We start from the raw sequence: 15,181 nt of genomic DNA, 5'->3' as shown, positions 1-15,181 counted from the left end.
CGTATGTCACTGGTTCGAGTCCAGTCAGAGGAGCCAAATTTAAAAAGCCTGCTTTTAAAGCAGGCTTTTTGCTTTTCTGCGCAAGGTAAATGCAAAACGGCAACCTTGTTGCCGTTTTTAGTGTGTGCACCCTCTCCCGTGGGAGAGGGTTGGGGTGAGGGCACCAGACCGCACGAAATTACACACCAATCGGCGCTGTCGCTTCCACCAGCCACGGACGCGCATCGCTATTCACCAGAGGTGAAAGCACCTCGCGTACCTGCCGGTGATACGCATCCAGCCACTGCTTTTCCTGCTCGCTCAGCAGATGCAGCTCAACCTGACTTAAGTCGATTGGGATCAGCGTCAGCGAGGCAAATTTGCAGAAACCCGGACGGCTCTCCACAATCTCAACCTGGTTTTCAATACGAATACCGTGGCTGTCGCCCAGATAGTAGCCCGGCTCGATAGTCATGATATTGCCCGCCACCAGCGGCCACGGATTGACCTTTTTGGCGATGCGATGCGGGTTCTCGTGGATCAGCAGCTGGTGCCCCACGCCGTGTCCCGTACCGTGATCGTAATCCAGCCCCATCTCCCACAGCGGGCGACGCGCAAACGCATCCAGCTGATGCCCCTGAGTCCCGGAAGGGAACTGCAGGGTAATGAGCGACAGAAAGCCTCTCAGCACGGCGGTGTAGTGCAGGCGCTGCTGCGGATCGACTTTCCCCCACGCCAGCGTACGCGTGGCGTCGGTGGTGCCGTTAACATACTGGCCGCCGGAATCGTTCAGGTAAAAATGGTCATGGCCGATGGGCTGATTGCTGGCCTCGCTCGAGTGATAGTGGCACATCGCCGCATTGCTCGAAGAGGCGGAGATGGTTGCAAAACTCTGCTCGATGAACCCGGGCTGCTGTTGACGAAACGCAAGCTGCTGCGCCTGCGCGTCCAGCTCGGTGAGCGGTTTTCCTGCCGCCTCGCGCCGCGGCACTTCGCGGCTCAGCCAGGCGAGGAAGTTGACCCACGCGGCCCCGTCCTGGTGATGGCACTCGCGATAGCCTGCCAGCTCGACCGGATTTTTAGTCGCTTTCATCAGGGTGATGGGGTCAGTCCGCCAGACAATTTCTCCCCGTGGCTCAACGGCGAAGCGCAGGGCCACCGGCGCGGAATCGGCATCAATCATCACCCGTTTGCCTTCAGCAATCTGCTGGCAGCGTTCAATAAAGGTATCCTGCGGGGCAACGGCGAACGCACTGCGCACACCGTCAGGCAGGGCGCTGAGCTTATTGTCGTTAACAAACCACTCAACGCTACCATCACGGCTGAGCAGCGCGAAGGAAAGAGGAACCGGGCTAAAGGGGATATCTGATCCACGCACGTTTAGCAGCCAGGCGATGTTATCCGGCAGCGTCACGGCGAGGAAATCAGCATTGTGTTCTGCCAGCACGGCGGCGACGCGCTGACGTTTGTCCGCGCTGCGTTCACCGCTGTGTTCAACCGGCATTTCACGGATAAGCCCCGCCGGTGCGGCAGGGCGATCGGTCCATAGCGTGTCAAACGGCGAGGCCTTCAGAGGCACCAGCTCGCACGGCGTGGCTGACAGCTGCTCAAACTCTGAATTGGTCATCAGCAGCGCGTCAAAACCGACGCGCGTTCCTGCCTCAACGTTTTCTGCCAGCCATTCTGCCAGCGGCTCGTTGTGAAGGTGGTGGATCTCAACCTCATCCGTATTGACCTGAACGCGTGCCTGAACCTGATAGCGCCCGTCGACGAACAGCAGCGCTTTGTTTTTCAGCACCAGCGCCACGCCGGCCGAGCCGTCAAAGCCCGTCAGCCAGGCCAGCTTTTCGTCGTAAGGCGCGCAGTATTCGCTCTGCCAGGCATCCGCTCGCGGGACGATCATCCCGTCGAGATGGCTGGCCTCAAGCCAGTGGCGCAGGGCAGAGAGCGGTGATGTGCTGGACATTGTTTTTCCTTATCGTTATTAGCGGAACGGCGGCTCGTTGAAGGTGCGCAGCTTGCGCGAATGCAGCTTGTCGCCCTCCGCGCGAAGTAAATCAATCGCACGAATACCAATCTGCAGATGCTCTGAGATAGCTCCTTCATAGAAACGGTTGGCCTGGCCCGGCAGCTTAATTTCGCCGTGCAGCGGCTTATCGGAGACGCACAGCAGCGTGCCGTAAGGGACGCGGAAGCGATACCCCTGCGCGGCGATGGTGGCGCTCTCCATATCGATCGCCACCGCGCGGCTCAGGTTGAACCGCAGCGCGGAGGCGGAGTAGCGCAACTCCCAGTTGCGGTCATCCGTTGTGACGACCGTGCCGGTGCGCAGGCGCTGTTTAACCTCTTCGCCCGGCATCCCGCTGACCTCTTTGGTAGCGTCATACAGCGCGCGCTGTACTTCGGCGATGCTCGGGATTGGGATATCCGGCGGCAGCACCGCATCAAGCACGTGGTCATCGCGCAGATAGGCGTGGGCCAGCACGTAGTCGCCAATCAGCTGGCTTTCGCGCAGGCCGCCGCAGTGGCCAATCATCAGCCACACGTCCGGGCGCAGTACCGCCAGATGGTCGCAGATGGTCTTGGCATTTGACGGGCCAACGCCGATGTTGATCAGGGTGATGCCCTGACCGTCGGCGGTAATCAGGTGCCAGGCGGGCATCTGGTGCTTTTTCCACGCCAGGTCGGAAATGGCCTGCTCGGGCGCTTCGGTTTCAGCGGTGATCCAGATCCCGCCCGCGCAGGACAGCGCGATATATGGGCTCTCCGGGTCGAGGATCTGGCTGCAGCCCCAGCGGACAAACTCGTCGACGTAGCGGGTATAGTTGGTAAAGAGCACGAACGGCTGGAAATGTTCGACTGGCGTACCGGTGTAGTGGCGCAGGCGCGCCAGGGAGAAATCGACCCGGCGGGCATCAAAGTGCGACAGGGGAGAAAATTCTGCCGGGTGATAAATCCCGTCGGCCGTCTCATCGCCAATCTGTGAAAGCTCGGTGGTCGGGAAGTGGCGGGTCAGCCCCGCGCTCATGGAGCGGTCAAGGGTTAACGCCGAACCGTCAATCACGTAGGGATAGGGGATCTCATGCTGCGAGGGCTCAACGGCAATGTGCGCGCCGTAATCCTGGTACAGCAGCGTGAGTTGTTCTTCAAGATACGAGCGGAACAGCGCAGGACGTGTGACGGTGGTGCTGTAGCAGCCGGAGTGGGTAAAACGCGCGTAGGCGCGGGTTTTGGGATTACTGCTGGCGCTGCCGTCCCAGGTCACAGAGAGCGATGGATAAACAAAAAGGCCCTCGGTTCTGGCCTTTTGGTCGGGAAGTTTCCCTGTTTCGATATATTCGCTGATGGCGCCGCGCAGCGCGTTGACGGACTGTTCATACAGCGCGTCGAGTTTTTCCAGCGCCTGAGCCGGGGTCAGGCTGGAGCCCTTATTATTCATCTCTGTCTCCTTGTTCCACAGGTGTGCGACTCTACCCGATAGTATGTCACACGCCCGTGAAACAAAAGGGAGATCAGCCGTGGCTCGTCTCTTTCATCAGCAGCGCCGTCGCTGCCGACAGCAGGCAGCCGACCAGCAGATAAATCGCCACGCTGTGCCAGTTGCCGCCGGAGAAGGTCACCAGCGCGGCGGCAATAAACGGCGTAAACCCGCCGCCAACCACGCTTGCGACCTGGTAGCCCACGCCCGCGCCGCTGTAGCGGTAGCTGGCGCCGAACAGCTCGGTAAACATCGGCTGCTGCACGCAGACCACCATATCGTGAGCGATGTTAGCGAGCATGATGGCAAAGAAAACAATCCAGAAAACAGACTGCGCCTCCAGCGCCATAAAGAACGGCCAGGCGCTGAGGGTTCCAATCAGCGCGCCGGTGATGTAAACGCGACGGCGACCAAACCGGTCAGCCAGCCAGGCGAAGCAGGGGATAGTCAGGCAGCTGATCCCGCCGACCAGCAGGCCAATATTCAGGAACAGTTCACGGGGCAGGCCGAGATTCTGCGTCGAGTAGTTCAGGGCAAAGGCGGTGACGATATACATCGTCAGCAGCTCGCACAGGCGCAGGGCGATAATTTTCAGAAAAGCGCCAGGGTGCCGGACAAGGGCTTCCATGACAGGAAGTCTTCTGTTAGCGGCCGGTTTTTCCTGCTGCTTTTCGAACTCTGCCGACTCCTCCATTCCGTTACGGATCCAAAGCGCGGCAATGACCAGCACGATGCTGAAGATGAACGGAATGCGCCAGCCCCAGCTCAGGAACTGCTCGTCGGTAGTAAGCTGGCTGATTAGCGATACCAGCCCGGTGGAAAGCAGAAGGCCTACGCCGTACCCGACCTGTACGCCGCTGCTGTAAAACGCTTTTCTGTGCTTCGGCGCGCTCTCAACGGACAGCAGCGCCGCGCCGCCCCATTCGCCGCCTACGGCGAAGCCCTGGATGGCGCGCAGGGTGACCAGCAGTACCGGTGCCCACCAGCCGATAGAGGAAAACGAGGGGAGAATACCGATAAGCGCGGTGGCGATCCCCATCATCCAGACGGTGAGCATCAGCATGCGCTTGCGGCCCAGGCGGTCGCCGAAGTGGCCGAAGATCACACCTCCCAGCGGGCGAAAGAGAAAGCCGACGCCGAAGGTGGCAAACGCGGCAAGCGTGCCCATCGCAGGGCTGACCAGGGGGAAGAATTCGCGGTTAAACACCAGGGCGGCAGTGATGCCGTAAAGCAGAAAATCATACCAGTCGACGACGGCACCCGCGAAGCTGCCTAAGGCTGCGCGGCGGGCACGATTGAGCGAAGGTGTCTCCTCGTTGGGACGATCGGAGATGAGGGTGGAGTCCATAGTTGTCCTGTCCGTACTGATTTTTAATTATTGGTATAAGAAAAGGTCACTCACAAAGCAGCCGCCATATAAACGGAACCTATGAGACTACCGCGACAAAACGCCTGAGAAAACGTTTTTATCTTTCAGGAAGGCGCTGAATAAATAAATTTCATCTACACCTGCGCCGTATAATTATGTCTTCCCGGCTCCGTTAAGTGCTGAATGGTTTACAGTAATAGTGACTGCTGCGCGAGTTAAGCTGAGGGAATAACGATGCAACGCACCTTTTTGGCATTCTTGATGGTCCTGTTTTTATTCGTCGCACCGCTTCATGCGGAGCCCAACGTCTATGGTGAACAGCGTATCAGCGGCTGGTGGAATGCGCTGACGGATGATATTTCGCAAACCTGGGAAGAGCCCCAACGTTACGACCTGTACCTGCCGTTTCTGAGCTGGCACGCTCGCTTTATGTACGACAAAGAAAAAACCGACAATTACAATGAAATGCCGTGGGGCGGCGGGCTGGGCGTTTCCCGCTATAACGAAGAGGGCAACTGGAGCGCGCTGTTCGCGATGATGTTCAAGGACTCGCACAACGAATGGCAGCCCGCGATGGGCTATGGCTGGGAGAAGGGCTGGTACCTGGATAATGCCAAAGATTTCCGCCTTGGGCTCGGCGCCGCGGCGGGCATCACGGCGCGAGATGATTTTGCAAACTATGTCCCGCTACCGTTCATCTTCCCGCTGTTTTCGGCCGGGTATAAGCGCGTTACCGTCCAGTTCACCTATATTCCCGGGACGTATAACAACGGCAACGTGCTCTTTGCCTGGCTGCGCTTAGGCTTTTAAAGGGTGATCACCTTTTTTGCCACGGCGTTAGACAATATCAGCATGGAGAAGAGAACAGAGGTAATGAAAGTGAGCACAATCAGCGCCAGCTTCATACCGAGAGAGGTCACCGGTATCAGCGCCGTCAGGAGATGAAACACCGAGTAGTGCACAATATACACGCCCGTCATCGTTTTGCTGATAGCGGCCAGAATGGACTCTTTAAATTCAGCATTGCGGCGAAAGCGCACGCCGTTTGCCGCAATCACCAGCGCGATGATCAAAATGTAAATTTGAGAGCCGGTGAGAATAAAGGCGTTTCTGTCCGCCTTGAACAGCGCGAAGAAGAAGTGGCGCTCGTAAAACCAGGTGAAGAGGTAGATAAACGGGATGGCGACAACCGCCGCCCTGACCACATTTTTGCGGCTAATACACTCGGCAATTTTCGGGTCGCAGAAGAGTTGCCCCGTCAGATAGAACAGCAGCCACGTCCACAGCCGATACTGCGGTGAAAGAGAAAGGGCGTGCGCCTCAGGATAGAGCGCCGATAGCAGATCGTATCCGTAGGAAAAGAGCAGCAGGGCGGCAATCGTGCCGCAGAACAGCGCTCGCCGCTGGCTGAGCCACTCCACCGCCGGGTGGAAGGTGTAAATCACCACAAAGGCGAACACGAACCAGGGCTGGATTAAATACCCGCGCTGATAGGGCTCCCACAGGTAGTAGATCGTTATCCAGAACAGAAAAACAATCACCAGACTTTTAATTTTACCCAGCTGCCAGCGGGTGCCGTGCCGTGATTGTCCGTCGAGATAGCCCGCAACCACAAAAAACAGCGGCGTGGCAATCGTCGAGATAAAGGTTAAAAACCCCAGGATCCAGTGGTAGTCATAATCATAATGATCCCAGGTGTTGTAGATGGTAAAGAAGGTCACCGCCGTCATACAGCCCAGCGTCTTGATAATGTTCAGCCCTGTCGCATTCATTGTGGTTTGGCTTCGTCCTTACGATGGAAACACGCATAGATAACGGGGAGTACCAGCAGCGTCAGGATTGTAGCAAACCCCAGTCCAAACATAATGACAACGGCCATGCTCTGGAAGAAAACATCCAGCAGTAGCGGAGCCAGGCCCAGTACGGTAGTGAACGCGGTGAGCAGGATGGGGCGCAGGCGCGAGGTGGCGGCGTAAACGATCGCCTCGTGCTGATCCTTTTGCGTTTTCTGCTGCTCAATCTCTTCCACCAGCACGATGCCGTTGCGGATGAGCATGCCGCTCAGGCTCAGCAGACCAATCAGCGCCATAAAGCCAAAGGGAATGCCGGTAAGTAAAAATCCCGGCGTGACGCCAATCAACGCCAGCGGCACGGTCAGCCAGATGGCGACGGCATTTTTTACCGAGCTGAACATCAGTACGGTGATAACAAACATCACCAGATACCCGAGAGGTAGCGTAGTGAATAGCCCCTGCTGCGCTTCGCTGGAGTTTTCCGCGTCGCCCCCCCACTCGATGCTGTAGCCGTGTGGCAGGCTAAGGGCATCAATCTGCGGCTTCACACGGGCGAGAATGTCCCCGGAGGTTTGCTGGCTCAGCGGGTCCGGGTCCGTCTGCACCGTCAGCACCCGCGAGCGGTCGCGTCGAAGGATGAGCGGATCTTCCCACTCCAGCGAGAAGCGGCTGACGACGTTACTCAGCGGGATATACTGCTGCCGCGTCTGACTCCACACCAGCACGTTGTTCAGGTGATTGGCGTCCAGCCGTTCGCTCTCAGGCGGGCGCACCACGACCGGGAGCAAGTCGCTGCCTTCCCGGTACAGCCCCGCCCGGCTGCCGGAGAAGTTCATCTCCAGCGCGTTATCAACGTCCTGCTTATCTACGCCAAGCTCGCGGCCCAGGGCGGCAACGTACTGTGGGCGGATCACCTTGCTGCGGTTTTGCCAGTCGTTCCTGACGCTGCCCGTGGCCGGGTCGCGCGTGAGGATATCGTCCACCTGGCTGGCAATCAGGCGCAGCCTGTCAGGGTCGGGGCCTTTAATGCGCACCTCAATGGCGCTGTCGCCGGAGGGGCCAAACATCACGCGCTTGGTGCTGGCGTTGACCTGCGGATAGTTTCGCGCGATGTACTCGTCCACGTGGCGCGTCAGGGCGGCGATGTTGCGCTGGTCATCCATGCGCACCATGATCTGCGCGTAGTTGCTGTACTGCCGCTGTCCGCTGTAGGTCAGAATGAAGCGCATACTTCCCTGACCAATGGTTGCGACGGTGGTCTCCACGCCCGGCTGGCCATTGATCGTCTTTTCAATATCGCTGGTCATTTTCTCAGTCCACTTGATATCGGTACCGTAGGGTAGCCACAGGTCGACAAAGAAAATCGGCGTATTAGACGACGGGAAAAAGTTTTGCCGCACGGCGCCGAAGCCCCAGACAGAGGCTGCCAGCAGCGCAGCCATCACAATGAGCGTCGGTGCTTTATGGTGCAGCAGCGCGTTAAGCAGGCGCTGGTAGGCGCGGTAGAGTCGTTTATCGTAAGGATCTGACTCGTCGGTTTTATCGGGCGCGCTGTTGTTTTTAAACAACCACCACTTAATCAGCACCGGGGTGAGGGTGAGCGCCGAAAACCAGCTCAGCATCAGGGAAATCAGCAGCACCTGGAACAGGGATTTACAATATTCCCCGGTGGAATCCTGCGACAGGCCGATAGGGGCAAACGCCAGGATAGCAATCACCGTCGCCCCCAGCAGCGGCAGGGCGGAGCGGCGGATGATGTAGTTCACGGCGGTCAGCAGAGGCGAGCCCTGCTGTCGGGCAATCAACACCCCTTCGACAATCACGATGGCGTTATCCACCAGCATGCTGAGGGCGATAATCAGCGCCCCGAGCGAGATGCGCTGCAGCTCAATGCCCCACAGATACATAATCAGCAGCGTGCCCAGCACGTTAAGGGCGAGAGAAACCGCAATGATGATCCCGCTGCGTACGCCCATAAAGATCAGCAGCACGCCGATGACAATCGCCAGCGCCATCAGGAAGTTAATAATAAAACCGTTAACAGAGTGGCCCACTTCGGCTGCCTGATCGTAAAACAGATCTATCTGTATGCCTGCCGGTTTTTCCGCCGACATCTGGCTTAGCTTCGCCTCCAGCGCGTGGCCCACGTCGATAACGTTCACGCCGGGAATAAACGAGACGCCCATGGTGACGGCTTTTTTGCCGTTGGCATGGTAGATACTGGCCGGCGATTCGTTCAGCCCGCGCGACAGCGTGGCGATATCCCGCAGACGCGTCGCCGCCCCGGTGCCGGAAGGCGTGATGATGATATCCGCCAGTTCATCAAGATTTTCGAACTCACCGGTCGGGTGCAGGCGAATGGATTCGGTGCCGGAGGTGATTTCTCCGGCGCTGGAAACGACGTTAAGTCTGCTGAGCAGGGCGGAAAGCTGGTTCAGCGTAATGCCGCGCGCGGCCATTTTGGTCAGGGAGATATCGATGTTGACCTGTTGGCTAATCGCCCCGCCGATGGCGACCTTCGCGACGCCGGGTATCAGAATTAACTCCCGGCGCAGCTGCTCCGCATATCTCACCAGCTCAGGATTACTGAATTCATCTCCGGAAATGGCGAAGAAGAAGCCGAACACGTCGCCGAAATCGTCATTCACAAAGGGCGTGACGACGCCGGGCGGGAACTGACGCGAGGCATCGCCCACGCGGCGGCGCAGTTCATCCCAAATCTGCGGCAGCTCGTTCGAGTGATAGCGTGAAGCGATGTTAACGGTGATTTGCGACAGACCGTTTGACGAGATGGAGCTCACGTTATCCAGATAAGGCAGCTGCTGAAGGGCATTCTCCAGCGGAAGCGTCACCTCCTCTTCAACCTGCTGAGCGGATGCGCCGGGGTAGTGGGTGACCACCACTGCGGTTTTGATGGTAAAGGCTGGATCCTCCAGCCTGCCGATATTCAACAGGGCAAAAATACCCCCGATGCCCAGCAGCAGGATCGTTAGCCAGACGCGAACGGGGTTATTAATAAATTGACGAGAGATATCCATTACAGTCCCCGTTCACGCGTCCAGATACGCACCGGCTGGTTAACATGCAGCTCCCCAACGCCCGCGGCCACCACGCGCTCGCCCGCCTTAAGCCCACTGGTAATCACCACCCCTTCGGTGCTCACTTGCCCCACGCTGACCTTGCGGTCTTCGAGATGGAGCGCGTCACCTTCGCCCGTTACGACCCAGACGTGCGGCTCGTTGCGCGGGCTGTTGTTCGGGTTAAAGACTGCCTCAACCGGTACGACCAGCGCCTGAGCGTCCGCGCCCGCCGGCAGGTTGCTTAAATTGATGGTCACCGTACCGCTTACGCCACCGACGGCGGGAAAATCATCCGGGCGCGGCATGGTCAGTATCACCTGCCAGGTCAGGGTATTGCTGTCGCTGCTGCCCGAATGCTCTTTGTAGACGGCGGTAAATTCCCGATCCGGCATGGCGTTAATTTTCACCACGGGGCGATACTGCGCGTTGCGGATATCAAAGGTCTTAAACAGGTTTTCAGGAATGCTGAACACCACGTCCAGCAGATCGGTACGGGTTAACGTCGCGATGGGCTGACCGGCGGACACCACCTGATGGTTTCGGACATGTACGCTGGCTACCGTCCCACTAAAGGGGGCGACGAGCGTCATCTGATTCAACTCTTCTCGGGCAATCTGCAGCGCCGCATTCGCCGAATCGCGGTTCGCGCGCTGCACGTCCATTTCTGCTTTCGAAATCGCCTGGCGGCCCGCCAGCGTCTGGAAGCGATCGAATTGCCTCTGGGCCAGCGTCGCCGCCGTTTGTCTGTCGTTAACCCGCTGCTGGGCTTCACGGGCGTTCAGTCTGGCAAGCTGTTGTCCCTGTTTAACGGCTGCGCCCTGACGAACATCGAGCGCTTCAATTTGGCCTGCGCGCTTGAAGGAAAGGTCTGTGGCATCGCCCGATTCAATGCGGGCGGGGAAAACGCGCTGCTGGGCGTGACCGGGAGCCGTCACCTCCGCCACTTTTACCATCCTGGGCAGGGGGGATGCTTGCTTGGGTTTCGGGTCGCACGCCGTGAGCGTTAACAAAACGAACGGTAAAAGAGAGAGGTAGCGGTTCACTGTATTCCCCTAATAAATAACTGTTTTATTTATTCCATCACCTGGACAGGGGGTGACACTATTCTGCCAGAACAGTGACGACCATATAGGTAAATAGACCAATCGCCGTGCTGGCGATAATGGCAAGTGCAATAAACATACCCAGGCGGATCAGGCTTAAACCATACATACATTCCTCCATGAGCCGGAAGCGGTGGCTGACTATGAGCATAGTCGGCGAAAAGATAAATGTTAAATAACCATTATCAGTGGGCAAGCGCTAAACCTGATATTCCTGTGCTACGTTTAATATCATCCATCTCTTTTTACCGTAACTGGCATTAAGGGCAACCCCCTGCATTTAATGCGTTTTTTTGCTTCATTCACTCTCGTGTTGGTTATAAAAAGGATGCTCGATATGTATAAAAACATTCTCGTTCCGGTGGATGTCTACGAGACAAGCCTGGCGGATAAAGCGTTGCAGCATGCACAGTTTCTGGCGCAAAGCGCATCGGGTGACATTCATTTGCTGCACGTCATGCCCAAATTTTCAGCCGAACTGACGCGTGGTTTTATTTCAGATGCGCGCAAAATGGATGAATATATGATTAATAATTCGAAAGAAAAGCTGTCTGACCTGGTCAAAAAATTGAATCTGCCGGAAGATCGTGTTCATCTCCATGTTCGTAGCGGAAATGTTCGTGATGAGGTTATTAAGCTTGCGGATGAACTTGCCGTCGGCGCGATTATTGTCGGCTCGCGAAATCCAAATATTCAAACCCATTTGTTAGGATCTGAGGCGGCAAGTATTGTTCGTTACGCCCATGTTCCTGTTTTCGTTATTCGTTAATTACATGAAAGCAAGGTGATTTCTGAATAGAACCTGAGGAAGGAACGATGAAAACAGGAAAACCTGAACGTCCGTATTATCAACAAACCGTTGACGAAACCCTGTCGAATATCCACTCCACTCTGGAAGGACTTAGCGGCACTGAGGCATCAGCCCGACTTCAGCAGCATGGTGAGAATGCGTTGCCGCAAAAAAAGGGCAAACCCGCCTGGCTGCGCTTCCTGGCGCATTTTAACGACGTATTGATTTACGTTCTGCTGGTGGCCGCGTTGCTTAAGCTCTTTATGGGCCACTGGGTAGACATGTTTGTGATCCTTGGGGTTGCCATCATTAACGCGCTGATTGGCCATATCCAGGAGAGCAATGCTGAAAAATCGTTGCAGAGTATTCGCAATATGCTCTCCAGCGAAGCCGTGGTGGTACGACAGGGGAACCATGAAACGATCCCCACCACGGCGCTGGTGCCGGGAGATATCGTGGTGATCCGCGCCGGGGATCGTATTCCTGCTGATCTGCGCGTGATTGAAGCGCATAACCTTCGAGTGGAGGAGGCCATCCTGACCGGCGAATCCACCGTTGTTGAGAAAAACAGCGATGCGTTAAGAGGGGAACTGCCCTTAGGTGACCGGTATAATCTGCTCTACTCGGGCACCACCGTCAGCTCCGGCGGCGGTAAAGGCGTGGTGGTGGCAACCGGGGGTGAGACCGAGCTGGGCCACATCAATCAGATGATGTCCGACATTGAAAAGCACCGCACGCCGCTGATGGTGCAGATGGACAAGCTCGGTAAGACCATCTTCATCACTATCCTGGTCATGATGGTGGCGCTGTTTGTCTTTAGCCTCCTGTTCCGGGATATGCCGGTTTCTGAACTGGTGCTGTCGCTTATCAGCCTCGCCGTTGCCGCCGTGCCGGAAGGCCTGCCGGCCATCATCTCCATTATCCTTTCGCTTGGCGTACAGGCCATGGCGCGCCGCAAGGCCATCATTCGCAAGCTGCCTACGGTTGAAACGCTGGGGGCGATGACGGTCATCTGCTCGGATAAAACCGGCACCCTGACGATGAATGAAATGACGGTCAAAGCGGTGATTACCGCTGACACGACCTATCGCGTGGAGGGCGACAGCTACGAACCGGTGGGGAATATTCACCCCGTAGATGACCCAACGCCCGTCAGCGTGACGCAGGGTTCCCTGCTGGAACGCTACCTGCGCACCATTGACCTGTGTAATGACAGCCAGCTGATCAAAGACGAGCAGGGGCTGTGGAAAATCACCGGAGGCCCAACCGAGGGCGCGCTGAAGGTGCTGGCGGCGAAAATCCCGCTCCCACCGCTCGATACCGAAATGCGCAGCAAAATCCCGTTTGATTCACAGTATAAATACATGTCCACGCTGTACCGGCTGGGTGAAGAAGAGGCGATTTTAATCACCGGCGCGCCGGACGTCCTGTTCCGCCTCTGCCAGTACCAGCAGACGAATGACGGACTGCAGCCGTTCGATCAACCTTACTGGGAAGGCAAGATCGAAGAGTATGCCCGGGAAGGTCTGCGCATGGTGGCCGCGGCCTGGAAACCTGCCCGCGAGGGACAGCGCGAGCTGGATCACCCGGACCTGCATGACGGCGTGATCCTGCTGGGTATTGCTGGAATGATGGATCCGCCGCGTCCGGAGGCCATTACCGCGATTGCCGACTGTCTGCAGGCCGGGATTCGCGTGAAAATGATCACCGGCGACCACCCGCAAACGGCCATGAGCATTGGGCAAATGCTGGGGATTGGTAACGCCGCAAGCGCTATCACCGGACGTGAGCTGGAGGCGATGGACGATCGTCAGCTGAGCGACGCCGCGCAGCAGTACGATATTTTCGCCCGAACCAGCCCGGAGGATAAATTCCGCCTTGTGCAGGCCCTGCAAAGTAAGCAGGAAGTCGTGGGCATGACCGGGGATGGCGTAAACGATGCCCCGGCGCTCAAGCGGGCGGATGTGGGTATTGCCATGGGGATTAAGGGGACGGAAGTGACCAAGGAGGCCGCCGACATGGTGTTAACGGATGACAACTTTGCCACCATTGCCAGCGCGGTGCACGAGGGACGCCGGGTTTACGACAACCTGAAAAAGACCATTCTGTTCGTTATCCCCAGCAACATCGCGCAGGCTCTGCTGATCATCATCGCGCTGCTGGCGGGGAACCTGATCCCGCTGACGCCGGTCCTGATCCTGTGGATGAACATGGCGACGTCGGCAACGCTGTCGTTTGGCCTGGCGTTTGAAGCGGGTGAGAAGGACATCATGAACCGGCCACCGCGCAAGGCTAATCTCCATGTGATGGACGGCTATGCCATCTGGCGCGTGGTGTTTGTCGGTCTGATGATTGCCATTAGCGCCTTCGTGCTGGAAGCCTGGCTACAGCCGCGCGGCTATTCGGCGGAATTTATCCGCACCGTGCTGCTGCAAACCCTGGTCACGGCGCAGTGGTTCTACATGCTTAACTGCCGCGTGAATGACGGCTTCTCGCTGAGCAAAGGCCTGCTGGCGAACAAAGGGATTTGGATCGTGAGCGGCGTACTGCTGGCGCTACAGCTTCTTATCATTTACGCACCGTTCATGCAGATGCTGTTTGGCACCGAAGCGCTGCCGTTCCGCTACTGGGTCATCACCTTCCTGATTGGTTTTGTGATGTTCCTTATTGTCGAGGCGGAGAAAGTGCTGACGCGCAGGTGGCGCAAAACCGAAGCGTAATAGCGTAAACTGAGAAAGCTTGCCTGAGTCCGGGCTTTCTCTTTTTTGAGCGCAGAAAACTATGATTCGACTTACCTGGTTCGTCCTTGCGCTGTATGCCGCTGTACCCGGTGCGTTTGCCGTAACCTATACGCTTCCGCCGGAAGGCAGTCGTCTGGTAGGTACCCCGATTACCATCACCGTTCCCGAAGGCAATACGCTGCCTCTGGAAGCCTTTGCCGCGCAGCACGGGCAGGGGCTGAGCAACCTGCTGGAAGCAAACCCGGGCGTGGATCCTTTTTTGCCCAAACCCGGCACCCGGCTGGTGATCCCTCAGCAGCTGATTTTGCCCGACACCGTCCGCGAGGGCATTATCGTGAATGCGGCAGAAATGCGCCTCTACTACTACCCGCCGGGCGGTAACACCGTTGAAGTGCTGCCCATCGGCATCGGTCAGGCCGGGCGCGAAACCCCGCGTAACTGGGTGACGGCCGTTGAGCGTAAGCAGGAGGGGCCAACCTGGTCTCCGACGCCGAACACGCGGCGTGCCTATGCGGCAGAAGGGAAAACGCTGCCGGCATTCGTGCCCGCCGGGCCGGATAACCCGATGGGGCTGTATGCGATTTATATCGGCAGGCTGTATGCTATTCACGGTACAAACTCGAATTTCGGCATTGGGCTGCGGGTAAGCCAGGGCTGTATCCGTCTGCGTAATAACGACATCAAGTATCTTTTCGATAATGTTCCCGTAGGCACCCGCGTGCAGCTTATCGATCGGCCCGTAAAGATGACCACGGAGCCGGACGGCAGCCGATGGGTGGAAGTTCACGAGCCATTATCACGTAATCGTGCGGAGTTTGAATCAACCCGAAAGGTGCCGCTGCCCATCT

At 57.4% G+C, this 15,181-nt stretch carries 10 protein-coding genes; 4 read left to right on the top strand and 6 right to left on the bottom strand.

All coding sequences use genetic code 11. The annotated features are described in order from the left end of the window. Nucleotides 1–178: 178 nt before the first annotated feature. The 3 genes from DEO48_RS11700 to shiA form a co-directional block, all read right to left on the bottom strand. The gene (locus DEO48_RS11700; RefSeq protein WP_109845252.1) at nucleotides 179–1,945 is read right to left on the bottom strand and encodes an aminopeptidase P family protein; all 1,767 of its coding nucleotides are present in this window, start codon (nucleotides 1,943–1,945) and stop codon (nucleotides 179–181) included. An 18-nt stretch (nucleotides 1,946–1,963) separates the two neighbouring features. Then, nucleotides 1,964–3,418, bottom strand: a complete 1,455-nt coding sequence (locus tag DEO48_RS11695) for an AMP nucleosidase (protein WP_109845251.1) — start codon at nucleotides 3,416–3,418, stop codon at nucleotides 1,964–1,966. 73 nt (nucleotides 3,419–3,491) lie between these two features. After that, nucleotides 3,492–4,805, bottom strand: a complete 1,314-nt coding sequence (shiA, locus tag DEO48_RS11690; RefSeq protein WP_109845250.1) for a shikimate transporter — start codon at nucleotides 4,803–4,805, stop codon at nucleotides 3,492–3,494. 255 nt (nucleotides 4,806–5,060) lie between these two features. Between shiA and pagP the strand changes: the two genes are divergently transcribed. Then, entirely contained in the window at nucleotides 5,061–5,636 is a 576-nt protein-coding gene (gene pagP, locus DEO48_RS11685; protein WP_109845249.1) for a lipid IV(A) palmitoyltransferase PagP, read from the top strand. On the opposite strand, the gene DEO48_RS11680 is transcribed toward pagP, so the two are convergent. The 3 genes from DEO48_RS11680 to DEO48_RS11670 are packed head-to-tail and all read right to left on the bottom strand — an operon-like array spanning nucleotide 5,633 to nucleotide 10,742. After that, a complete protein-coding gene (locus tag DEO48_RS11680) occupies nucleotides 5,633–6,598 on the bottom strand; it encodes an acyltransferase (RefSeq protein WP_109845248.1) in 966 nt (321 codons plus the stop codon). The two genes, pagP and DEO48_RS11680, sit on opposite strands and share 4 nt — an antisense overlap. Further along, nucleotides 6,595–9,657 carry an efflux RND transporter permease subunit gene (locus tag DEO48_RS11675; RefSeq protein WP_109845247.1) on the bottom strand — a complete coding sequence of 1,021 codons (3,063 nt, stop codon included), beginning with the start codon at nucleotides 9,655–9,657 and terminating at the stop codon, nucleotides 6,595–6,597. The genes DEO48_RS11680 and DEO48_RS11675 overlap by 4 nt, the downstream gene beginning before the upstream one ends. Next, the gene (locus tag DEO48_RS11670; protein WP_181366999.1) at nucleotides 9,657–10,742 is read right to left on the bottom strand and encodes an efflux RND transporter periplasmic adaptor subunit; all 1,086 of its coding nucleotides are present in this window, start codon (nucleotides 10,740–10,742) and stop codon (nucleotides 9,657–9,659) included. Before DEO48_RS11670 ends, DEO48_RS11675 begins: the two co-directional genes overlap by 1 nt. 397 nt (nucleotides 10,743–11,139) lie before the next feature. Here DEO48_RS11670 and DEO48_RS11665 point away from each other — a divergent pair, with 397 nt between their 5' ends. The 3 genes from DEO48_RS11665 to ldtA form a co-directional block, all read left to right on the top strand. Then, nucleotides 11,140–11,571 carry a universal stress protein gene (locus DEO48_RS11665; protein ID WP_109845245.1) on the top strand — a complete coding sequence of 144 codons (432 nt, stop codon included), beginning with the start codon at nucleotides 11,140–11,142 and terminating at the stop codon, nucleotides 11,569–11,571. 47 nt (nucleotides 11,572–11,618) lie between these two features. Further along, entirely contained in the window at nucleotides 11,619–14,312 is a 2,694-nt protein-coding gene (locus DEO48_RS11660) for a cation-transporting P-type ATPase (RefSeq protein ID WP_109845244.1), read from the top strand. A 61-nt stretch (nucleotides 14,313–14,373) separates the two neighbouring features. Then, a partial coding sequence (gene ldtA / locus DEO48_RS11655; protein WP_109845243.1) for a L,D-transpeptidase occupies nucleotides 14,374–15,181 on the top strand: 808 nt, incomplete at its 3' end.

Origin of the sequence: Enterobacter sp. CGMCC 5087 (assembly GCF_003144775.1) — a bacterium.
Taxonomy (GTDB): Bacteria; Pseudomonadota; Gammaproteobacteria; order Enterobacterales; family Enterobacteriaceae; genus Enterobacter; species Enterobacter cloacae_M.
This window is presented reverse-complemented; position numbering and strand designations above follow the sequence as displayed.

Coding starts and splice junctions, on each gene's coding strand:
- pagP (WP_109845249.1), top strand. CDS start 5,061: ATGCAACGCACCTTTTTGGCATTCTTGATGGTCCTGTTTTTATTCGTC.
- shiA (WP_109845250.1), bottom strand. CDS start 4,805: ATGGACTCCACCCTCATCTCCGATCGTCCCAACGAGGAGACACCTTCG.
- DEO48_RS11660 (WP_109845244.1), top strand. CDS start 11,619: ATGAAAACAGGAAAACCTGAACGTCCGTATTATCAACAAACCGTTGAC.
- DEO48_RS11665 (WP_109845245.1), top strand. CDS start 11,140: ATGTATAAAAACATTCTCGTTCCGGTGGATGTCTACGAGACAAGCCTG.
- DEO48_RS11700 (WP_109845252.1), bottom strand. CDS start 1,945: ATGTCCAGCACATCACCGCTCTCTGCCCTGCGCCACTGGCTTGAGGCC.
- DEO48_RS11680 (WP_109845248.1), bottom strand. CDS start 6,598: ATGAATGCGACAGGGCTGAACATTATCAAGACGCTGGGCTGTATGACG.
- DEO48_RS11695 (WP_109845251.1), bottom strand. CDS start 3,418: ATGAATAATAAGGGCTCCAGCCTGACCCCGGCTCAGGCGCTGGAAAAA.
- DEO48_RS11675 (WP_109845247.1), bottom strand. CDS start 9,657: ATGGATATCTCTCGTCAATTTATTAATAACCCCGTTCGCGTCTGGCTA.